The organism is Nocardia sp. 852002-20019_SCH5090214 (assembly GCF_001665865.1).
GTDB classification, from domain to species: Bacteria; Actinomycetota; Actinomycetes; order Mycobacteriales; family Mycobacteriaceae; genus Nocardia; species Nocardia nova.
The window spans coordinates 1-19,594 of the sequence record NZ_LZMK01000321.1; the positions used below are offsets into that span (position 1 = coordinate 1).

Here is a 19,594-nt window from a genome sequence, read left to right on the forward strand (position 1 = left end):
TGCGAGCACAAATGTGGGCGAACTCGACGTATCGCGCCGCAGGTCGCTCACCGGCGTTGGACGCGCTCCTCGGGCGGGGGTGGGGCGCGGAAACGGCACGGTCGGCATTACACGCCGCCGCGGTTGGCGGAGTTTCTCGCGGAGCGGATGCTCGCGCATGTGCGACCGGAACGCGAGTTGTCGGTGCTGGACCCCGCCTGCGGCGACGGTGAGTTGCTGTCGGCGGTGGCATATGTTGCGGCACAACGCTTTCCGGATACCTCCTTGCATCTGGTGGGGTACGACCTGAATGCCGCGGCGGTCCGGGAAGCTCAGACTAGGGGGACGTCGTGGAACAGCCGATTCGGGGGCAGGTCCCAGGTCTGGCCGGAGGAGGGCACCGCCGAGTCGTGGGCGGGATCGCGGGTGGCGGACGCGGTCGGCGCATACCTCGGCGCGGCGCCTGGGGTGGATACCGCGCCACCGTCGAATCGGGTCGTCATCGATTGGCGGGTGGGGGATTTCCTCTGCGCGGCAACCGAATTGACCGACTCGCACTTCGACGCCGTGATCACGAACCCGCCGTATGTGCGGACTCAGCAGCTGGGTGGCGCGACCGCGCAGATGCTGAGCAAGCAGTTCGGGCTGTCGGGACGTATCGATTTGACCCATCCGTTCGTCGCGACGATTCCGCGGTTGTTACGACCCGGTGGAGTGCTGGGTCTGCTGTGCGCCAACCGATTCCTCAGCACCAAGGCGGGGGCGAATCTGCGGGCGCTGCTGTATGCGGAACTGACGCCGGTGGAGCTCTACGACCTTGGGGACACTCGGCTGTTCGAGGCGGCGGTCCTGCCCGCGGTGACAATCGCCGTGCGCGGGCACGAGCAGCGGACCTGCAGGTTCGTCACGGCCTACGAGTCCGAGCGGGAGCCGACGGCCGCTGCCGACCTGTTCGACGCTGTGGTCGCTCCGGCCGACTCCGTCGTCGACCACGGCGGTCGCCGCATCGCGGTGGAGACCGGAACGCTGTGGACCGGTGCGCACGGCGAACCGTGCGGATCGGGGAACCCGGGGTGCGGTTCGGCCGGCGGGCCCGCGCGAATCCTCGCCGATGGTGGCGACGCATGGGCCGATGTGGAGTGCGAAGACGAATCACTCACCAGCACTTTCGATCCCACAACTCCGTGGCGCATGTCGCGACCCGATACCGACGCCTGGTTGGGGCGAATCGCCGCCGGCACGTGGCGCACGTTCGGCGAGGTGGCACGAATCAGGGTGGGCATCAAGACGAATGCCGATCGAGTCTTCATCTCGGACCGGTGGGAGGATCGGCCCTGTTGTCCGGAGCCCGAACTGCTCCGGCAGCTGCTGACTCATCACGACCTCGCTCCGTGGCGGATCGCACGCGCCCGCGACACCCGGGTGCTGTACCCCTACGAGACTTCGTGCTCGTGCCGCACACCGGTCGATCTGAGCGAATATCCGGACGCCGCAGCCTATCTCGCTCAGCACAAGGACACCCTGGCCGCTCGGGACTACCTCACCGGCACCGGGCGGGAGTGGTTCGAGATCTGGGTGCCGCAGCGGCCGCATCTGTGGTGCCGTCCGAAGGTGGTGTTCCCGGATATCAGCGTGGCGCCGCGGTTCGCGCTCGATCGCAGCGGTGCGGTGGTGAACGGGGACTGTTACTGGATGTCGCTGGCCGATATCGGCGACGAGCGGATCGCGTATCTGCTGATGGGCGTGGCCAATTCGACGCTCGGGCTGCAATTCTACGATGCCGTGTGCGGAAATCGGCTCTATGCCGGGCGGCGCCGGTGGATCACGCAGTATGTCACCCGGCTTCCGCTCCCCGATCCGAATACCGATGCGGGACAGCGGCTCACCGACCTGGCACGCGAATTGGCCAACGGCGGAGCCGAACCCGATGTCGCGCTGCTCGATCGGCGCGTGGCCGCGGCGTTCGGGCTGGGCGAGACCGGTGTCGGGCCGCCCGGCAGCGTCGCGTCGGAGTCTTCCTGGTAGCCGGCGACAGCCGCACTGTGCATCGCAGGCCCGGCCGTCAGGCGGTGTGGCCGCCGACCATCGGCAGCAACGTCCGCCGGGCGAAGGCGCGGGCGGCCTCCGCGTCCGAGAGCGGAATCAGCCCGTCGGGAGTCAACGCCAGGGACTGCGCCAGCCGGGCCATGATCTCGGCGACGAGGTCGGCATCGAAATCCAGTTCGGCGTTGGCCTTCTGCAAACCGCGCAGCTTGTCGGCCAGGTAGGCGCGGCCGACCGCGAGGATCGGGCCGGCGTCGGTGGTCAAGCGCGGCAGGATCAGCTCGGGTTCGGTGCGCAGCAATCGTTGCAGCAGCTCGTTGTGCGCCAGCGCGGTGATGAAGACGACGAAGATCTCCACCAGCTGATCCTCGTTGTCGGTGATGCTGCCGACCCGCTGTTCGATATCGGCGACGAAGCGCTGCGCCTCGCGCACGCTCACCGCCTCGACGAGATCGTTCTTCGATTCGAAGCGGCGATACAGCGTCGCGGGGCTGATGCCGGCGCGGCGCGCGATCTCGCCCATGCTGGTCCGCTTGATCCCGAAGTCCAGGAAGGCCGACAGGGCACTCTCGAGCAGCTGCTCACCGTCGGAGCGGGGCTTCTCGAGGATGCGGGCCAGGATGGACGGAACAGGGGGCATGGGGTCTCCAGTCGAGTCGGCGAATGACCGCGTCGATGCGGAAGGCTGACGATCATTATCTCATCGCGCCGGCCGCCACCGACGTCCCCGACCGGGCTCACGCCGCCCGCGCTCAGCGCAGATTGAATGCGGCCATTTCCTGCTCGATCGCGTTCGCGGCGAAATCGCTTCCGTTGCAACGTAATTCGTGGACTCGACGCTGTAGCGCCTCGATGCCACCGGGTTGGGCCGCGATATCGGCCACACTGATCCGCCCCTGGGGTCGGTGCATACCGGACTGCTCGTACGACACCGTCTAACCTCCTGCATACCCACGTCGCAGTGCGCCGCCCGGGGCGATGATTCACTGCCGCGGACCGCGAACATGCTGCGACGATGCTACCAAGAGATCAACCTGGACGCTTGACCAGTGTGGCCCGTCTCACAGCTGGGTGCCGGCGTCGCGGTGAGTGCTCATATTGTGCAGATAGACCGCGGCGTTGAGCTTGATGCGATCGCGTTCGGCATCGCCGAGTTCGCGCCGCACCTTGCCCGGTACGCCCGCGACCAGGGAGCCGGGCGGAATCTTCATGCCCTCGGGAATCAGGGCGTTGGCGGCGATGAGGCTGCCCTCGCCGATCACCGCGCCGTTGAGCACGGTCGCGCCCATGCCGACCAGCACGTCGTCGCCGACCGTGCAACCGTGCAGAATCGCGTTGTGGCCCACCGACACTCCGCTGCCTACCTGCAGTTCGAATCCCGGATCGGCGTGCAGTACGCAGCCGTCCTGGATGTTGGTGCCGGCGCCGATGCCGATGTCCTCCAGATCGCCGCGGATCACCGCGCCGTACCAGATGCTGACCTGTTCACCCAGCCGCACCCGGCCGATCACCGTGGCCGTCGGCGCCACCCACGCGGTGTCGTCGATCTGCGGCTCGTGCTCACCCAGCTTGATCATCATGCAGGTCAACATAGCTGGCCCGGAACTGGGCGCGATGTGCGGCCGGTGGCAGCCCGAGCGTGCGATGGAAATGGTGGCGCAGATTCATCGCCGTGCCCAGGCCGGTCTCGGCGGCGATGCGGTCCATCGTGTCGTCGGTGGATTCCAGCAGTAGCCGGGCGCGGTCGATGCGCTGATCGAGCAGCCAGCGCTGCGGGCTGGATCCGGTGCGTTCGCGGAAGCGGCGAGTGAAGGTGCGCCGCGACATCAGCGCCGTGCGGGCCCAGCTGTCCAGATCGATGGGCTGGTCCACATGTGTTCGCGCCCAGACCATCGCGTGTTCGATGGGGTCGTCGTCGGTGGCGTCGGGTATCGCGAGCGGTATGTACTGCGCCTGCGACCCGGCGCGGTAGGGGGCCAGCACCAGCGTGCGCGCGAGTTCGGTCGCGGCGCGGGCGCCGTGATCGGCGCGCACCAGGTGCAGGCAACAGTCCAGTGCCGCAGCCACTCCCGCGGAGGTCACCACATCGCCGAGGTCGGTCCACAGCCGATCCGCGCGCACGGTCACCGCGGGAAACGCGCGGGCCAGAGCCGGGGCCAGACCCCAATGCGTGGTGACTTCGCGCCCGTCCGCCAAGCCGGTGGCGGCGACCACCCAGGAGCCGCGGCACAGTCCGACGATGCGGGCGCCGCGTTCGTGCGCGCGCCACAGGGCCGACGAAATGACCTCGGGCACGGGAAGTTCCGGGTTCCAGCTGGGAATCACCACGGTCTCCGCGCGGTCGATCGCCTCGGGGCCGTGGCGTACGACGAGGTCGAAATCGCCGGGCGTGCCAAGGATTCCGGGAACTTCCGCGCAGGTGAGTACCCGGTAGGGCGCGCTGTCCTGCACGCTGGTGCCGATGCGGCCGAACACCATCCCTGGGACGGACAGGTGAAAAGGGCTGATTCCGTCGAAGGCGACCACCGCGACCACATGCATGGCCCGATCTTATCGAAGCGTGGCCTGCGGGCCACTGTTCGAGCGTGCCGGATCGGGACAAGCTGTTGCTCATGACGAACACGCTCTCCACCACGGTCGAACTCCTGCACATCGGCGGCCCCACCGTCCGGCTGACCTACGGCGGGCTGGTCTGGCTGACCGATCCGACCTTCGACGAACCCGGCGACTACTCCTCCGGCGCGCTCACCCTGCACAAATTGACCGGACCGGCGGTCGCCGCGGATCGCGTGGGCCCGGTGGACGTGGTGCTGCTGTCGCACGATCAGCATCCCGACAACCTCGATCCGGCGGGCCGCGAGGTCATGGCCGGCGTCGAGACGGTGTTGTCCACGCCGGAAGCGGCCGGGCGCCTGGAAGGCGTTCGGGGACTGACGGTGTGGGAGTCGGTGCGCATCGGCGCCGTCACCGTCACCGCGGTACCGGCGCTGCACGGGCCGGAGGGCGCGGAGGCGCTGAGCGGCACGGTCACCGGCTTCGTCCTGCAGGCCGAGGATCTGCCGACGGTCTACATCTCCGGTGACAACGCCTCCGTCGACTACGTCGAGCGCATCGTGGCGAAATTCGGTCGCATCGACGTCGCCCTGCTCAACGTCGGCGCCGCGAACGTGGGCCGGTTCGAGGACAGCGACGTCACGCTCAATGCGCGCACGGCGCTGGCCGCGGCGCAGGTGCTCGGCGAGGCGGTCGTGGTGCCGGTGCACGCCGAGGGCTGGGCGCACTTCACCGAGACACTCGAGCACCTGCGGCGCACCTTCGGCTACGGCGGGCGCGAGAAGCAACTGCGGATCCCGCCGCTGGGCGAGTCGATCACCGTGTGACGCCGATGCCGGGCTGCCGGGCGCGGATCGATTGCCGATTGGTTGCGGTTCTGTGAATCGCCGCGACTTGATCATGGCACCGCGCCCGGATCAGGGCCACGATGGCGGTATGAGAATCGGGGTTCCGCGCGAGATCAAACCGCAGGAGAGCCGGGTCGCCCTCGCCCCGGCCGGCGCCGTCGAACTCACCCGGCACGGTCATCGGGTGCTGATCGAATCCGGCGCCGGACTCGGGTCCGGATTCACCGACGCCGATTACGTGGCCGCCGGCGCGCACATCGCCGCGAGCGCCGACGCGGTGTGGGACGAGGCGGAACTGGTATTGAAGGTGAAAGAGCCGATCGCGCCCGAATATTCGTGCATGCATGCCGGGCAGGTGCTGTTCACCTTCCTGCACCTGGCGGCCTCCCGGGAGTGCACCGACGCCGTGCTGGCCTCCGGCATCACCGCGATCGCCTACGAAACCGTGCGCGGACCCGACGGATCACTGCCACTGCTGACGCCGATGAGCGAGATCGCCGGCAAACTCGCACCCCAGGTCGGCGCATACCACCTGATGGCGCCCGAAGGTGGCGCCGGAGTGTTGCTGGGCGGCGTGCCGGGGGTGCGGCCGGCGGAAGTGGTGGTGATCGGCGGCGGGGTGGCCGGAACGAGTGCGGCGACGGTCGCGGTCGGGATGGGTGCGCGGGTGATCGTGCTCGACACCAATCCGGTGCGATTGCGTGAACTCGACATCCGATTCGCCGGCCGGGTCACTCCTCTCGCCTCGAACGCGGCCGACATCGACCGGGCGGTCGTCGCCGCGGATCTGGTGATCGGTTCGGTGCTGGTGCCGGGAGCGCGAGCGCCGCAACTGGTCCCGGATACCCTGGTGGAGCGGATGCGGCCGGGGACGGTGCTGGTCGATATCGCCATCGATCAGGGCGGTTGTTTCCAGAGCTCCCATCCCACCACGCACGCCGAACCGACCTTCCCCGTGGCGAATTCGCTGTTCTACTGTGTCGCGAATATGCCCGGCGCGGTCCCGCACACCGCCACCGTCGCGTTGACCAACGCCACCCTGCCGTATGTGCGAACCATCGCCGATCTCGGCTGGCGGGCGGCCTGCCGTGCCGACCCGGGCCTCGAGGCCGGGCTCAATGCCGATGCGGGACAGCTGTACTCACCGGAGGTGGCCCGGGCGCACGGCCTGCTCGGGGTCGGTCACGGGGCGGGGTGGCAGGCGTGCCGGTGACGGGCCGCGCCGAGCGAACTCTCACATCGTCCAATCCGGTTCGCCCTCGGGCAGATCGTGCAGCTTCTCCGGATTGCGGACGATCGCGATCGAGGTGATGCGGTCCTGTTCGACGGTGAAGGCCATGATCCCCAGATGGTTGCCGTCGAAGACCATGAGGCCCGGCAGGCCGTTGACCTGAACCATGCGCGCCCACGCCCCGGTTCCGGCGCGGTACCAGCCGAAGTACAGCTTGGCCACCAGTTCGGCGCCCTGCACCGGCTGCCGGATCGCGGGCACCCGGCCGCCACCGTCGGCGGTCAGGGTGACGTTCTCGTCGAGCACGCCGAGCAGGCCGCTCAGATCGCCCGACCGCCAGGCCGCGGAGAAGGCCGAAACCACCTTCTCGTGTTCGTCGCGGGAGGCCGGGAAGCGCGGGGTGCCGTCCTCGACGTGCTTGCGGGCGCGGGAGGCGAGCTGGCGGACGGCGGCGGGGGTGCGGCCCACCACGTCGGCGACCTCGGGACCGGTCATGCCGAAGATGTCCTGCAGCACGAAGGCGGTGCGTTCGGCGGGCGAGAGCGATTCGAGGACCACCAGCAGGGCGGTGGTGACGCGCTCGTCCTGCGAAACGCGGTCGGCCGGGTCGTCCCAGCTGGTGACCTCCGGCTCCGGCAGCCACTCGCCGACGTACTGTTCGCGGCGCGCCCGGGCCGAACCCAGCTGATCCAACGCGAGGCGGCCGGTGACGGTGGTAAGCCAGGCGCGCAGATTGTCGATTCGCTCACCGGGAGAACGGGTTTCGTACCAGCGTTGCAACCGCAACCACGCCTCCTGCACGACGTCGTCGGCATCGCTGAGGCTGCCCAGCGTGCTGTAGGCCACGCGGCGCAGATACTGGCGATGCTCCTCGAACCGGCGTGCCAGTTCGGTCTGATCGATATCGTCGTGTCCGGTCGTCACAGCTGCCATCCTCGTCTCGCCGCGCGCGCCCGCCGCGCGGGTGCCTCCTCATGGTGACGATGCCGCCGGGCCGAGTGTGACATCGGGGTGCCCGAGGGGGCCGATAGTCTCGCCCGGTGCGATATGGAACGGCGCGGGCCGCGGGACTGCTGATCGGATTCGCGGCGGATCGGATTTTCGGTGATCCGCGGCGAGGACATCCGGTGGCGCTGTTCGGGACGGCGGCCGCCGCGGTGGAATCGGCCGGATATCGTGATGCGCGTGCCGCCGGGGTCGTGCACGAGATCGTGTTGGTGGGTGGTGTCGTCGCGCTGAGCGCGGGCGCGGAGATCGCTGCCCGGCCATCGGGAATCACCCGTGGGAGCGGCGTGGTGTCGGCATGGCGGAATCGGCGCGGCGGCGTGGCCGGGGGCAGGCGAGGCGGGTGCGCCGGCGTCCGGACGGCGGTGGTGCAGGGTCGCCCCGGTCGTCACGCGAGGCTCGGCACCATCGTGATCACTGCGGTCGGCACGTGGATCGCGCTCGGCGGCACCACGCTCGCCCGGACCGGGCGCGAGATGGCGGATCGACTGCAGGCGGGGGAGTCGACCGGTGCGCGGGAGGTGCTGCCCTCGCTGTGCGGACGCGATCCCGAAGCGCTCGACGCCGACGGATTGGCCCGTGCCGCAGTCGAATCCATTGCCGAGAACACCTCCGACGCCACCGTCGCGCCGCTGGTGTGGGGTGCGGTCGCGGGAGTGCCGGGGCTGCTCGGCTACCGGGCGATCAACACGCTCGACGCGATGGTCGGCTATCGCAACGAGCGCTACACCAACTTCGGCTGGGCCGCCGCGCGCGTCGACGATCTGGCGAATCTGCTGCCCGCGCGGGTGAGCGGGGTCCTCACCGTGATGCTCGCGCCGCTGGTGGGCGGGCGGCCCGGCGATGCGTGGCGCGCGTGGCGCCGCGACGCCGGGGCGCACCCGAGCCCCAACGCGGGTGTCGCCGAGGCCACGATGGCCGGAGCGCTGGGCGTGGCGCTGGGCGGGCGGACCGAGTATCGCCACGGGACCGAGATGCGTCCGGTGCTGGGCGACGGGCGGACCCCGCGGGTACCCGATCTGCGCCGGGCGGTGCGATTGTCGAACGGAGTGCAGCTGACGGCCGCGGTGGTGGCGGCCGTGACCGCGTACGCGCTCGGGCGCCGATCAGCTCGCGCCGAGTTGCCGGAGTAGAGCGGCGATGTCCAGGTATTGCCGGTCCTCGACCACCTTGAAGTCGGTGTCGAAGACCAGAACCTTGGCGTAGGCGATCTCGAACCGCCGGCCGGTCGCCGGGAGCAATGTCGCACCGGCGACGACGAAGTCGTCCACCGAGGTTGCGCGGCCGACCAATTCGGCGACCGCCGAGTTCGGTGCCGGATGCACCGCGCGAATGTCCTCGGCGTAATCCGGGAAGGCCCTGAACCAGGCGCGGCTCCAGTCCAGGGTCCCCGCGAGATCCAGTCGCAGGCCGGTACCGGTGTCGAATGCGTAATCGGGGGCGCAGGTCGCCGCCCAGGCATCCCACTGCTGCCCGGTCCATGATCGCTGCACGGTGTCGTAGGCCTGCCGGATGGCGTTCATCCCGTTCTCCGCTCGTATCGAGAGATCTAGCTATACCAATCTATAGCCAAATAGGTCGATCGGGCCAGTCGCGAAGTGGGCCGATTCTGCGGGATCCGGTCAGCTGCGGGCGTTGCCGTAGCGGTCGGCCAGGCGGTCCGCGGTGGTGCGTGGTTTCGGCGCGGCCGATGGCTCGTCCGGTGCGGAGGCGGTCTCGGGCTGGGCCTTCGGAGCCGGCTCCGAAGGGGCGGAAGCCGCAGCGGTGCTCGTGCTTTCGGCTGATTCGGCAGCCGGTGATCCGGCGGTGCTCATGGCCGGGACCTGCTCACTCGGGGTGGCTGCCCCCGCAGCGGCACGGTCGCGGCGGCGTTCGCGGATTTCGGCATAGACGAAGTAGCCGAGGCCGAGCGGGGCCATCACACCGAACGCGATCCACTGCAGCCCGTACGAGAGATACGGGCCCGCGTCGAGCTGGGGGAGTGACTCGGGGGTGAAGGCGCCGGGCTGGCCGGCGTCCAATTGCAGATAGCCGCCGTGCTCACCGGTCGCGAAGCCGGTCAGCGGCGTGCCCAGAACCGTGGCGAGCTGAGCGGTGTCGACCGAGTAGACCTGGCGGAGGCCGTCACGGACCATCGGATCCTTGCCGGGGACCGCGCCCTCGGATTTCCGGATCCGTCCCTCGATGTGCTGCTGACCCGACGGCGGCTCCGCGATCACCGGCAGATCCGAACCGTTCACCGCCGCGATCAGGCCGCGATCGACCAGCACGACCCGGCCGTCGTCGAGCCGGAAGGCGGCCAGCACCCCGTAGGCGGGCTGATCGTTGAGCCGCTGCAATCGCTCGACCACCATCGAATTCGGCACGTAACTACCGGTCGCGACCACCCGCCGCCATTCGGTGTCGGCCGGATTCGTCCCGGCCGGTGGCGTGCCCTCGCCCGTGTTCAGCAGGTTCTTCGCCGGGACCGGGTCGGCGTTGACCGAGGCCGCGATCAGGTTGTTGCGGTGAGACGTCGAGGTGTTCTTGCCCAGCTGCCAGGGCGCGAGCACGGTGAAACACAGGTAGGCGAACGCGACCACGACGACCGCCAGGATCGCCCAGCTGGGCCGCAGGAGGAAGGTGAGCCGGCGCAGGATGTTCATTGCCGCGGTCCGGTCGTCGCGGGTTCGCCGAGTTGTTCGCGCACCCAGGCCAGCAGCGCCGGAACGGCCGCCTCGATCTGCTCGCGCACGAGTTCGAAATCGGTGTCGTCGCCGTAGTAGGGGTCGGGGACGTCGTGATCGTCGGCGGCGGGGTCGAAGCTGCGCAGCAGTCGCCGCCGCGCTTCCGGGATCCGCAACCGGGTCAGTTCGCGATCGTGGTTGGAATCCAGGGCGACCAGCAGATCGGCATCGAGATGATCGGGGCCGATCATGGCCGCGACGTGCCCGATCGGATATCCGTGGCGGGTGAGCAGGGCGGTGGTGCGCGGGTCGGCGTCCGAGCCGACGTGCCAGGCGGTGGTGCCGGCGCTGCTCACGCGCACCCGATCGGCCAGTCCGGCGCGTTCCAGATGCGCGGCGAAGATCTTCTCGGCCATCGGCGACCGGCAGATATTGCCGGTGCAGATGAAGGTCACGTGCAGCTCGCCCACGCACCCATTGTGGCCGGTCGGTGCGGGCGGCGGCCACGTAGGGTAGGTGGCTGTGCCCGAGGACACCCCCACGACCGCCGGCACGCGGTCGCACGCAGGCTCGAGCCGCCCGAGCGATACGCGTCCGGGCGGAGCAGCCGAGGCGGATGCGACGCGTGTGGGTTTCGCCGTGGGCGCCGCCGGGGGCATCGGCGGCGTGCGGGCGTCCGGGGGTCCCGAAGTCGGCGGTTCCGGATCGACCGATGCGGAGTCCGGCGGTGCTGGATTCGGGGGTGCTGGGTTCGGTGGTGTGCAGGTCGACCGTTCGGCGTTGCGGCACCACGGGGACCGCGATGTGCTGCCGGGGATGCTCGATTTCGCGGTGAATGTGCGGGACGAGGCGCCACCGGAGTGGTTGCTGCGGCGGCTGGCCGCGCGACTGCCCGCGCTGGGGCGGTACCCGTCCGAGGACGAGGCCGACGCGGTGCGCGCGATCGTGGCGGCACGGCACGGCCGCGCGCCCGAGGAGGTGTTGCTGCTCGCCGGGGCCGCAGAGGGGTTCGCGCTGCTGCCGCGGCTGGCATCGCGGCTGGCGGCCGTCATCCATCCGTCGTTCACCGAACCGGAACTCGCTCTGCGCGAGGCCGATGTTCCGGTCGCCCGGGTGGTGCTGGCACCGCCCTACGAGCTGGCCGGGGCGCGGGTCCCCGAGGAAGCCGATCTGGTGGTCCTCGGCAATCCGACCAATCCGACCTCGGTCCTGCATCCTCGCGCGGTGATCGAATCGCTGCGCCGGCCCGGTCGCCTCGTGGTGGTCGACGAGGCCTTCGCCGATGCGGTGCCCGGTGAGCCGGAAACACTTGCGGGACAGTCCTATCCGGACGTTCTGGTATTGCGCAGCCTGACCAAGACGTGGGCGCTGGCCGGATTGCGGTGCGGATATCTGCTGGGTCCGCCCGAATTACTGACCCGGTTGAACCACGGTCGCCCACATTGGCCGCTCGGCACGTTGCAGCTCGAGGCGATCGCGGCGACCTGCGAAGCACACGCGATCGCCGAGGCCGAGGCGAGCGCGATCCGGATCGTGGCCGAGCGAGAGGCGATGATTCCCCGCCTGCGCGCCCTCGGCATCGACGTGCACGAACCCGCCGCGGGACCGTTCCTGCTGATCCGCGTGCCCGACGGTGAGCTGCTGCGGAAACATCTGGCGGACAGAGATATCGGTGTCCGGCGGGGTGACACCTTCCCGGGGCTCGACGGTGAATTCTTACGCCTGGCGGTCCGCGACAGCGACGCTGTCGATCGTTTGGTCGCCGCGATCGAAGCCGTCGGCCTGTGAGGATTCGCGCTCGGGGGCACGCGGCGCGGTCCGCCCCGGCAGGCGGCGTCGGAGTGGATAATGACCGGAACGGCGAAACGGTGGAGGTGCGGTGGTGACAGCGACGAATTCTGTTGTGACGCTGAAGGACTTGATCCGAGTACTCGACGACGCGTATCCGCCCCGGCTGGCGGAGTCCTGGGATTCGGTGGGGCTGGTGTGCGGTGATCCCGCTGCCTCGGTATCTCGGGTGCTGTTCGCGGTGGACGCCACCGCTGCCGTCGTCGACGAGGCGATCGATTGGGGCGCACAGGCTTTGGTCGTGCACCATCCGCTGCTGCTGCGCGGCGTCGACACCGTGGCCGTGAGTACGCCGAAGGGCGCGCTGCTGCATCGGCTGATCCGCAACGACTGTGCGCTGTTCACCGCGCACACCAATGCCGATTCGGCCGATCCCGGAGTGTCCGATGCCCTCGCCCACATGCTCGGGTTGACGGTGACCGGGCCGGTGGAGCAGAAATCGGCGGCGCCGGTGGACACCTGGGTGGTGTTCATTCCGCGCGACCACACCGATGCGGTGCTGGCGGCGATGTTCGAGGCCGGCGCGGGGGGCGCCGGGTTCTATCGCGAATGCGGCTGGCGGGTACCGGGGACCGGGCAGTTCCGGCCGATGGCGGGGGCGAATCCGGCGATCGGTCAGGTCGGCGACCTGGAGTTCGTCGAGGAGGACCGCGTCGAGGTGGTGGCGCCGCCGTCGGCCCGCCCCGCGGTGCTGGCCGCGCTGCGGGCCGCCCACCCCTACGAGGAACCGGCCTTCGACGTCACCGAACGCGCGGCGCTGCCGTCGGGACGAGGTCTGGGACGCATCGGCACCCTGCCGGAACCGGAAACGTTGCGCGCCTTCACCGCTCGCGTGCGCGCCGCCCTGCCCGGTACCGCCTGGGGTGTGCGGGCCGCCGGTGATCCCGACCGCGAGATTCGCACCGTCGCGGTCTGTGGTGGCGCGGGCGATTCCTTCCTCGGCACGGTCGCGAAGCTCGGCGTCGACGCCTACGTCACCGCCGACCTGCGCCACCACCCCGCCGATGAACATCTGCGCGCGGGCGGTCCCGCACTCGTCGACGTCGCCCATTGGGCCAGCGAATTCCCCTGGTGCGCCCAAGCGGAAGGTATTGTGCGGGAAGCGCTTCCGGGCGTGCAAACCCGGGTCAGTACCCTCCGCACCGACCCGTGGACCCTCGGCGCCGCCGACGACTGACATGAGCGGCGGTCGCACAGGGGCGGTTCGGTGGCGAGCCGGCCGGCTGTGTCAGTTTCGGGCGGCACAGGGACGAGCGGCGCGAGGCCGGCCCGGCCGTTCTCCCGCGACCGTGGACGGGCGCGAATTCACTCCGTCCGGATGTCCGGCTCGTGGTCGACGGGGAAATTGACCGAGTTGGCGATGAAGCAGCGCTTGTGCGCCTCCGTGTGGAGTGCGCGCGCCTGCTCGACCCGAGCGGCATCGGTGATGGTGACGCGGGGGCGCAGGGTGACATGTTCGAAGCGCTGGTCGTTCATCACGCCTTCGGCCTCGTCGAGATAGTCGATCACGACGATTCCGGCCTCGACGCACAGATGCAGGTACCAGAGCATATGGCATTCCGAGAGCGAGGCGACCAGGAGCTGCTCGGGATTCCAGCGCGTCGCGTCGCCCCGTCCGACGACCGGGTCCGCCGAGCCCGGCAGGGGCGGCCGCCCTTCGGCGAGCACCTCGTGATTGCGCGAATACGAGCGGTAGTCGGTGGTGGCTCCGGTCCACACCACATCCACGCGATAGCGATGTTCGGCCATCCGGTCAGAGTGTCACAGTCGGGGCGGCGCCGCACTCGAGTTGTTCGTGTGCCGGCGCCCGGGGCGCAGGGCATCAGGTCTCGACCGCGTATCCGGTGGTCGCGGGCGGGCCGTGCGGGGTTGGGGCGAAACCGGCCGCGGGCAGAGTACGGTTGAGCACCGGCGTCGCGCACCCGCTGCCCGTCGCCCCGCAACCGTCCATAGTGTCGAGGAGTACGTCCCGCGTTGAATGTCGAACCACCGATCCAGGCCAAACTGCTCGACCTCGCGGCCGTCGACGCCGAGTTGACGCGGATCGCGCATCGCCGCAAGGTGCTGCCCGAACAGCAGGAAGTGCAGCGGCTGGAAGCCGAACGCACCGATCGCAAGGATGCGGCGGTCAAGGTCGAGATCCAGCTCGACGATCTCGACCGCGACATTCGCAAACTCGAGGGCGAGATCGACGCCGTGCGCAAACGCGAGGCGCGCGACCGCGGCATGCTCGAGGGTGGCAACGTCGGCGCCAAGCAGCTCTCGGAGTTGCAGCACGAACTGGGCAGCCTGGAACGCCGGCGCGGCGTGCTGGAGGACGAACTGCTCGAGGTGATGGAGCGGCGCGAGGCCGCCGAGGCCGATCACCAGCACGCGGGCGCCAACCTCTCGCGCGCCGAGGAGGATCTGACCCTCGCGCAGAGCCGGCGCGACGACGCGGTCGCCGACCTGGATGTGGCCGCGCAGCGTTGCGACGCCGACCGTGAACAACTGCTCGCCGGATTTCCGGACGAACTGCTCGCGATCTACGACAAGCAGCGCGCCCAGCACGGTGTCGGCGCGGCGCTGTTGCAGGCTCGCCGGTGCGGCGCCTGCCGCATCGAACTCGACCGCGGTGAGATCGCCCGGATCGCCAAGACCGATCCGCAGGTCGTGGTCCGCTGCCCCGAATGCGGTGCGATTCTGGTGCGCACCAAGCAATCCGGATTGTGACGGGCCGGCGATGACGGTACGCAGCGTGATCGTGGAGGCCGACGGCGGTTCGCGAGGCAATCCCGGCCCGGCCGGTTACGGCGCGGTGATCTGGGATTCCGACCACGCCACGATCCTCGCCGAACGTCGCGAATACCTCGGCGTCACCACGAACAACGTCGCCGAATACCGCGGTCTCATCGCGGGCTTGGCGGCCGCGGCGGAACTGGGCGCGCGCACCGTCGAGGTGCGGATGGATTCCAAACTCGTCGTCGAGCAGATGTCGGGACGCTGGAAGGTCAAGCACGCGGCCATGATTCCGCTCGCCGAACGTGCGAGGCAGCTGGTCGCGGGCTTCGATCGGGTGGGCTTCCAATGGATTCCGCGCGAGCAGAATTCGCATGCCGATCGGCTCGCCAACGAGGCCATGGACGATGCGGTGGTGGTCGCGGAGGTGCGCGAAGCCGATACCGAGCGCCCGGTGATCGACAGCGTGGCCGAACCGGAATCGGCTGCGCAGGAATCGGTGTCGGCGCGCGGCGTCGAGGCGGAGCTGCCGGGCTGGATCGACGAAGCGGCCGACGCCCGTGCCGCGCACGAGGATCCGGTCGTGCAGGAGACTGCCTCGGCGACAACCGGTCCGGGCTGGACCGGCGCCCGCGGGCGGCCGACCCGGCTGTTGCTGCTGCGTCATGGCCAGACCGAATTGTCCGTGGAGCGACGGTATTCCGGCCGCGGCAATCCGGACCTCACCGCACTCGGCCGGGAACAGGCCGCCCGCGCCGCGAAATATCTCGCCGCGAAGGGGGATATCGCGGCGGTCGTCACCTCGCCGCTGGGCCGGGCCCGCGAAACCGCGCAGGCCGCGGCCCAGGCCCTCGACGTCCCGGTGCGGGTTCTGGACGCGCTGACCGAAACCGACTTCGGCGAATGGGAAGGCCTCACGTTCACCGAAGCGGCACAACGGGATCCGGAGTTGCATCAGCGCTGGCTCGGTGATCCGTCGCTGCCCGCCCCGGGCGGGGAGAGCTTCGCCCAGGTGCGCGAACGCGTCGAGGCGGCGCGTCGCGATCTGCTCGCGCTGTATCCGGGACAGAACGTCGTCGTGGTCAGCCACGTGACGCCGATCAAGACACTGCTGCAATTGGCCCTGGAAGTCGGCCCGTCGCTGCTGTATCGGCTGCATCTGGATCTGGCGTCGCTGTCGATCGCCGAGTTCTATCCCGACGGCGGATCGTCGGTGCGTCTGGTCAACGACACCTCGTATCTCTGAACGCCGGTCGGCGACGGTCAGGGACGCAGGACCGACACCAAAAATTCGGTCTGGTCGTAGACGGCCTTCTCGAACCAGTCGTCGAAGTAGATGTCGAAGTGCCCGATCGGGTATCGCTTCACGATGCCGTGTTTGGTGCGTTCAGCGGCCTTCAGCGTCGGACCCACCGGCGCGACCGAATCGTTGTCGCACACCGCATACAGCACCGGCACCTTGATGCCCTTGGTGCGCCGCCACGGTGAATCGAACAGCGCCGACATCCCCACGCGGGCAGCGACTTTCGGCTGGTACTGCTCGCTCTCCTCGGCGAGGCGGCCGAAACCCTCGGGCACGTCGGAGGCGCTCATCAACGCCGCCGAACGCTTCCGCCCGGCCAGTCGCACGCCCACCGGCTTGCGGCGGATCGGGCCCACCAGGATGTCGATGAGCGCGAGGGTGCCGGTCTTGGCGAGGCTGATCGGCCCCTTCGCCATCGCCGAGGACCAGCCGCTGGTGAACGGGCACTGTGCCACGACAGCGGCCAGGTAGTCGTCCTCGTGTGCGATGGACAGCACGTGCCCGCCGCCGAAGGAGCTGCCCCACAACGCGATTCGGGTCGCGTCGAAGCCCTTGAGGGTGCGGGCGAAGGCGATCGCGGCGCGCCAGTCGTCGCGCTGGCGGGCGATGTTGATCAGCTGGCGCGGTTCACCACCGCTGGCCCCGAAATGCCGGTAATCGAAGACCAGCACGCCCATTCCGGCCGCGGCGAACCGGCGTGCGTAGCGATCCAGACCCATTTCCCGGTTCGCGCCCAGCCCGTGCCCCATGATGACCAGCGGACGCGGTTTGGGCGGGCCGTCCGGAAGATAGAGCCACGCTGCACACTGTTCGCTTCCCGAACCGAACCCCACCTCGACACGCTCCATGGGCGAATACCGTACTGGGTCGCGCGCCCGGCCGCAGACGTGGATCCCCGCTCAGGGCACGATTACGGGTGGACGGAACGCAAACATTCGCGAGTCAGATCCTTCCGCGCCGGATAGCCGTCGACCGCCATGATCAGGTCCGCTTCCGCCAGCAGAGTGCGCAGGACGTGCACGATTCCGTCCACCCCGCCGAGCGCCAGACCGTAGGCGTAGGGCCGGCCCACTCCGACCGCGGTGGCGCCGAGCGCGAGCGCCTTGACGACGTCTGCGCCGCTGCGGATTCCGGAATCGAACAGCACCGGCAGACCCTCGGCCGCGGCGACGACCTCGGGCAACATGTCGAGCGCGGGCAGTCCGCCATTGGCTTGGCGCCCACCGTGATTCGAGCAGTAGATGCCGTCCACGCCGCCGTCGCGGGCCCGGCGCACATCGTCGGGATGGCAGATTCCCTTGACGATCAAGGGCAGATCCGTGAGGGAGCGCAGCCAGGCCAGATCCTCCCAGCGCAGCGGGTTGCCGAACAGTTGCACCCACCGCAGCACCGCACTCATCGGATCCTCCTCCGGTGAGCGCTGCAGACCGGAGAGGAAGACCGGATCGGTGAAGTAGTTGGCGAGGCAGTGTCCGCGCAGCTGCGGGAAGTTACCGGTGGACAGGTCGCGCGGCCGCCAGCCGGTGATCCAGGTGTCGAGGGTGACGACGATGCCCTTGTACCCGGCCTGCTCCGCGCGGTGCACCAGGCTGGCCGCGAGATCGCGGTCGGTGGGGGTGTAGAGCTGGAAAAAGCCCGGGGTGTCACCGAATTCGGCGGCGGCATTCTCGAGCGGATCGACGGTGAGGGTCGAGGCGACCATCGGCACACCGGTGCGGGCGGCGGCGCGGGCGGTCGCCAGATCGCCGTGGCCGTCCTGGGCGCAGAGGCCGATCACGCCGACAGGGGCCATGAAAAGCGGTGTGGGAAGCGTCATTCCGAACAGATCGACCGACAGGTCGCGCTCCTTCGCGCCGACGAACATGCGGGGGATGAGCCCCCAGCGGTCGAAGGCGGTGACGTTGGCGCGCTGGGTGCGCTCGTCGCCCGCGCCGCCGGCCACATACGACCAGATCGAGGGCGGCATAGCGGCCTGCGCGCGCTGTTCGAGTTCGGCGAACGCGACCGGGTACTCCGGTACGACACCGCGCAGCCCCTGGAAGTAGATCTCGTTCTGGAAGTCGCCGAACCCCATGTGCGCTGCCCTTCTGTGCCGTCGGTTCGCTGTGGGGACGCGTTCCACGGCGAATGCGGCTTCACTGTATGCGTAACCTCCGGTACCGCGCCACGCCGTCCCAGGGCGCGCCGCGCGACCGCCGCGGCCCCGATTCCCGGCCGAGCCCGGATGTCGGTGGCGGCCCGATGTGCGCTCGGCGCCGCTCGCACGGCACAATGGTGCGCGACGAGTCGGTCGGGCGACCGCGTCGACGGGAACGGGCACGGTTGTGCCGCCGCCCGTCGCCGAGGAAAGTCCGGACTCCACAGAGCAGGGCGGTTGTTAACGGCAACCCGGGGTGACCCGCGGGACAGTGCCACAGAAAACAGACCGCCGGCGGTCTCTCCGGAGGTACGCCGGTAAGGGTGAAACGGTGCGGTAAGAGCGCACCAGCGCCCCGGGTGACCGGGGCGGCTCGGTAAACCCCGCCCGGAGCAAGGTCGAAGGCCGCATTCTCGCGAGTGCGGCTGCGCAGGTGCCCGAGGGCTGCTCGCCCGAGCCTGCGGGTTGACTGCTCGAGGTGCCCGGTGACGGTGCACCCAGATGGATGGTCGCCTCCCGGTGCGAACCGGGAACAGGATCCGGCTTACAGACCGACTCGTCCCCTTCGGGGTTCGCGGCATGAGACCCTGGCCGCATGGATGCCACGCCTCGGCAGATCATCGTCACCGGCTACCTGCGGGTGGACCCGGCCGATCGGGACCGTTATCTGGCGACCTGCGTCGAGGTGGTGAGCGCGGCGCGGAAGACTCCCGGATGCCTCGATTTCGCCCTGTCGGCCGACCTGATCGATACCGGCCGCATCAACATTCTGGAACGGTGGAGCGACCGCGCGGCGCTGGATGCTTTCCGCGGTGCGGGCGTGTCCGACCAGCAGGGCGCGATGATCCGGGAAGCCCGGGTCACCGAGTTCACGGTCGGCGACGAAACCTCACTGCGCTGACCGACCGCGCCCGGCTAGCGCGCGCAGCCCTCGCCGTTGTCCGGATGTTCGGTCGGGTTCGGGTACGGCCCGTTGCGCAGGGTTTCGTGCAAGGCGTCCGAGATCGCCGCCAGATTGGCGCCCGCGCGGTGAAAGGCTTGGGCGACAGTGGAATTCGGGTCCTGCAGGCCGGCCAGAACGAGGTGTTCGGTGCCGAGGGCGGTATGGCCCGCCCGGCGCGCGATCGCCGAGGCATCGTCCAGCATTCGTCGCAGGGCGGGGGTGTGCGGTAGCGGTTCCGCGTTCATGCCTCCATGATCGCCCTCGTCGGCAACTTCGGAGCAATATTGGAATGTTCCGTGATCAGCGGGAGGGGCGCCGGA

21 protein-coding genes and 1 other RNA gene are annotated in these 19,594 nt (G+C 69.5%); 10 read left to right on the forward strand and 12 right to left on the reverse strand.

The window, feature by feature from the left end; all coding sequences use genetic code 11:
* Window positions 1-30 precede the first annotated feature (30 nt).
* The gene (locus A5780_RS39410; protein WP_255407294.1) at window positions 31-2,004 is read left to right on the forward strand and encodes an N-6 DNA methylase; all 1,974 of its coding nucleotides are present in this window, start codon (window positions 31-33) and stop codon (window positions 2,002-2,004) included.
* 37 nt (window positions 2,005-2,041) lie between these two features.
* On the opposite strand, the gene A5780_RS25570 is transcribed toward A5780_RS39410, so the two are convergent.
* From A5780_RS25570 to A5780_RS25585, 4 genes are all read right to left on the reverse strand, one after another.
* Window positions 2,042-2,662, reverse strand: coding sequence for a TetR/AcrR family transcriptional regulator (locus A5780_RS25570; RefSeq protein WP_063011157.1), 621 nt, complete (start codon window positions 2,660-2,662; stop codon window positions 2,042-2,044).
* A 112-nt stretch (window positions 2,663-2,774) separates the two neighbouring features.
* The gene (locus A5780_RS25575) at window positions 2,775-2,933 is read right to left on the reverse strand and encodes a hypothetical protein (protein ID WP_231983087.1); all 159 of its coding nucleotides are present in this window, start codon (window positions 2,931-2,933) and stop codon (window positions 2,775-2,777) included.
* Window positions 2,934-3,083: 150 nt separating this feature from the next.
* On the reverse strand, window positions 3,084-3,602 hold the full coding sequence (locus tag A5780_RS25580) for a gamma carbonic anhydrase family protein (RefSeq protein ID WP_063011153.1): 519 nt from the start codon (window positions 3,600-3,602) through the stop codon (window positions 3,084-3,086).
* On the reverse strand, window positions 3,583-4,563 hold the full coding sequence (locus A5780_RS25585; protein ID WP_064909849.1) for a GlxA family transcriptional regulator: 981 nt from the start codon (window positions 4,561-4,563) through the stop codon (window positions 3,583-3,585). Before A5780_RS25585 ends, A5780_RS25580 begins: the two co-directional genes overlap by 20 nt.
* A 71-nt stretch (window positions 4,564-4,634) precedes the next feature.
* Between A5780_RS25585 and A5780_RS25590 the strand changes: the two genes are divergently transcribed.
* Window positions 4,635-5,402, forward strand: a complete 768-nt coding sequence (locus A5780_RS25590) for an MBL fold metallo-hydrolase (RefSeq protein WP_064909880.1) — start codon at window positions 4,635-4,637, stop codon at window positions 5,400-5,402.
* A gap of 109 nt (window positions 5,403-5,511) precedes the next feature.
* The gene (ald, locus tag A5780_RS25595; protein WP_051756001.1) at window positions 5,512-6,636 is read left to right on the forward strand and encodes an alanine dehydrogenase; all 1,125 of its coding nucleotides are present in this window, start codon (window positions 5,512-5,514) and stop codon (window positions 6,634-6,636) included.
* Window positions 6,637-6,657: 21 nt separating this feature from the next.
* Here the strand turns inward: ald and sigJ are convergent, their stop codons facing one another.
* Window positions 6,658-7,578, reverse strand: a complete 921-nt coding sequence (gene sigJ / locus A5780_RS25600) for an RNA polymerase sigma factor SigJ (protein ID WP_369817518.1) — start codon at window positions 7,576-7,578, stop codon at window positions 6,658-6,660.
* 116 nt (window positions 7,579-7,694) lie between these two features.
* Between sigJ and A5780_RS25605 the strand changes: the two genes are divergently transcribed.
* Window positions 7,695-8,792 carry a cobalamin biosynthesis protein gene (locus A5780_RS25605; RefSeq protein WP_082976719.1) on the forward strand — a complete coding sequence of 366 codons (1,098 nt, stop codon included), beginning with the start codon at window positions 7,695-7,697 and terminating at the stop codon, window positions 8,790-8,792.
* Here A5780_RS25605 and A5780_RS25610 read toward each other — a convergent pair.
* From A5780_RS25610 to A5780_RS42180, 3 genes are all read right to left on the reverse strand, one after another.
* Window positions 8,766-9,182: an ester cyclase gene (locus tag A5780_RS25610; protein WP_064909851.1), complete on the reverse strand. Its 417-nt coding sequence runs from the start codon at window positions 9,180-9,182 to the stop codon at window positions 8,766-8,768. The two genes, A5780_RS25605 and A5780_RS25610, sit on opposite strands and share 27 nt — an antisense overlap.
* 99 nt (window positions 9,183-9,281) lie before the next feature.
* Window positions 9,282-10,295, reverse strand: coding sequence for an SURF1 family protein (locus A5780_RS25615; protein WP_064909882.1), 1,014 nt, complete (start codon window positions 10,293-10,295; stop codon window positions 9,282-9,284).
* Between the two features lie 5 nt (window positions 10,296-10,300).
* Window positions 10,301-10,795 carry a low molecular weight protein-tyrosine-phosphatase gene (locus A5780_RS42180; protein WP_255407291.1) on the reverse strand — a complete coding sequence of 165 codons (495 nt, stop codon included), beginning with the start codon at window positions 10,793-10,795 and terminating at the stop codon, window positions 10,301-10,303.
* 289 nt (window positions 10,796-11,084) lie between these two features.
* Between A5780_RS42180 and cobC the strand changes: the two genes are divergently transcribed.
* Together cobC and A5780_RS25630 are read left to right on the forward strand one after the other, a co-directional pair.
* Window positions 11,085-12,113, forward strand: coding sequence for an Rv2231c family pyridoxal phosphate-dependent protein CobC (gene cobC, locus A5780_RS25625; RefSeq protein WP_064909884.1), 1,029 nt, complete (start codon window positions 11,085-11,087; stop codon window positions 12,111-12,113).
* Between the two features lie 94 nt (window positions 12,114-12,207).
* A complete protein-coding gene (locus A5780_RS25630; protein ID WP_064909886.1) occupies window positions 12,208-13,350 on the forward strand; it encodes a Nif3-like dinuclear metal center hexameric protein in 1,143 nt (380 codons plus the stop codon).
* A gap of 128 nt (window positions 13,351-13,478) precedes the next feature.
* Here A5780_RS25630 and A5780_RS25635 read toward each other — a convergent pair whose 3' ends face one another.
* Complete coding sequence (locus tag A5780_RS25635) at window positions 13,479-13,922, reverse strand: OsmC family protein (protein ID WP_063011141.1); 444 nt, start codon at window positions 13,920-13,922, stop codon at window positions 13,479-13,481.
* 225 nt (window positions 13,923-14,147) lie between these two features.
* Between A5780_RS25635 and A5780_RS25640 the strand changes: the two genes are divergently transcribed.
* Entirely contained in the window at window positions 14,148-14,885 is a 738-nt protein-coding gene (locus A5780_RS25640; RefSeq protein ID WP_030515366.1) for a zinc ribbon domain-containing protein, read from the forward strand.
* Window positions 14,886-14,895: 10 nt separating this feature from the next.
* Window positions 14,896-16,137, forward strand: coding sequence for a bifunctional RNase H/acid phosphatase (locus tag A5780_RS25645; RefSeq protein ID WP_064909853.1), 1,242 nt, complete (start codon window positions 14,896-14,898; stop codon window positions 16,135-16,137).
* A 17-nt stretch (window positions 16,138-16,154) separates the two neighbouring features.
* Here the strand turns inward: A5780_RS25645 and A5780_RS25650 are convergent, their stop codons facing one another.
* Both A5780_RS25650 and A5780_RS25655 read right to left on the reverse strand, forming a co-directional pair.
* Window positions 16,155-17,042 (reverse strand): alpha/beta hydrolase, encoded by an 888-nt coding sequence (locus tag A5780_RS25650; RefSeq protein ID WP_064909855.1) that lies wholly within the window; start codon window positions 17,040-17,042, stop codon window positions 16,155-16,157.
* Window positions 17,043-17,104: 62 nt separating this feature from the next.
* Window positions 17,105-18,268: an alpha-hydroxy-acid oxidizing protein gene (locus tag A5780_RS25655; protein WP_064909857.1), complete on the reverse strand. Its 1,164-nt coding sequence runs from the start codon at window positions 18,266-18,268 to the stop codon at window positions 17,105-17,107.
* A 208-nt stretch (window positions 18,269-18,476) separates the two neighbouring features.
* Between A5780_RS25655 and rnpB the strand changes: the two genes are divergently transcribed.
* Both rnpB and A5780_RS25665 read left to right on the forward strand, forming a co-directional pair.
* Window positions 18,477-18,894: RNase P RNA component class A (gene rnpB / locus A5780_RS25660), an RNA gene on the forward strand.
* Window positions 18,895-18,926: 32 nt separating this feature from the next.
* Entirely contained in the window at window positions 18,927-19,232 is a 306-nt protein-coding gene (locus A5780_RS25665) for a putative quinol monooxygenase (RefSeq protein WP_063011131.1), read from the forward strand.
* 14 nt (window positions 19,233-19,246) lie between these two features.
* Here the strand turns inward: A5780_RS25665 and A5780_RS25670 are convergent, their stop codons facing one another.
* Window positions 19,247-19,519, reverse strand: a complete 273-nt coding sequence (locus A5780_RS25670) for a Clp protease N-terminal domain-containing protein (protein WP_063022757.1) — start codon at window positions 19,517-19,519, stop codon at window positions 19,247-19,249.
* Between the last annotated feature and the right edge of the window lie 75 nt (window positions 19,520-19,594).

What these genes read in the sequence shown, in the direction of transcription:
- ald (WP_051756001.1), top strand. Translation starts at nt 5,512, where the DNA reads ATGAGAATCGGGGTTCCGCGCGAGATCAAACCGCAGGAGAGCCGGGTC.
- A5780_RS25580 (WP_063011153.1), bottom strand. Translation starts at nt 3,602, where the DNA reads ATGATGATCAAGCTGGGTGAGCACGAGCCGCAGATCGACGACACCGCG.
- A5780_RS25650 (WP_064909855.1), bottom strand. Translation starts at nt 17,042, where the DNA reads ATGGAGCGTGTCGAGGTGGGGTTCGGTTCGGGAAGCGAACAGTGTGCA.
- A5780_RS25570 (WP_063011157.1), bottom strand. Translation starts at nt 2,662, where the DNA reads ATGCCCCCTGTTCCGTCCATCCTGGCCCGCATCCTCGAGAAGCCCCGC.
- A5780_RS25655 (WP_064909857.1), bottom strand. Translation starts at nt 18,268, where the DNA reads ATGGGGTTCGGCGACTTCCAGAACGAGATCTACTTCCAGGGGCTGCGC.
- A5780_RS25585 (WP_064909849.1), bottom strand. Translation starts at nt 4,563, where the DNA reads ATGCATGTGGTCGCGGTGGTCGCCTTCGACGGAATCAGCCCTTTTCAC.
- A5780_RS25590 (WP_064909880.1), top strand. Translation starts at nt 4,635, where the DNA reads ATGACGAACACGCTCTCCACCACGGTCGAACTCCTGCACATCGGCGGC.
- A5780_RS25575 (WP_231983087.1), bottom strand. Translation starts at nt 2,933, where the DNA reads ATGCACCGACCCCAGGGGCGGATCAGTGTGGCCGATATCGCGGCCCAA.
- A5780_RS25610 (WP_064909851.1), bottom strand. Translation starts at nt 9,182, where the DNA reads ATGAACGCCATCCGGCAGGCCTACGACACCGTGCAGCGATCATGGACC.
- A5780_RS25645 (WP_064909853.1), top strand. Translation starts at nt 14,896, where the DNA reads ATGACGGTACGCAGCGTGATCGTGGAGGCCGACGGCGGTTCGCGAGGC.
- A5780_RS25670 (WP_063022757.1), bottom strand. Translation starts at nt 19,519, where the DNA reads ATGAACGCGGAACCGCTACCGCACACCCCCGCCCTGCGACGAATGCTG.
- A5780_RS25665 (WP_063011131.1), top strand. Translation starts at nt 18,927, where the DNA reads ATGGATGCCACGCCTCGGCAGATCATCGTCACCGGCTACCTGCGGGTG.
- A5780_RS25635 (WP_063011141.1), bottom strand. Translation starts at nt 13,922, where the DNA reads ATGGCCGAACATCGCTATCGCGTGGATGTGGTGTGGACCGGAGCCACC.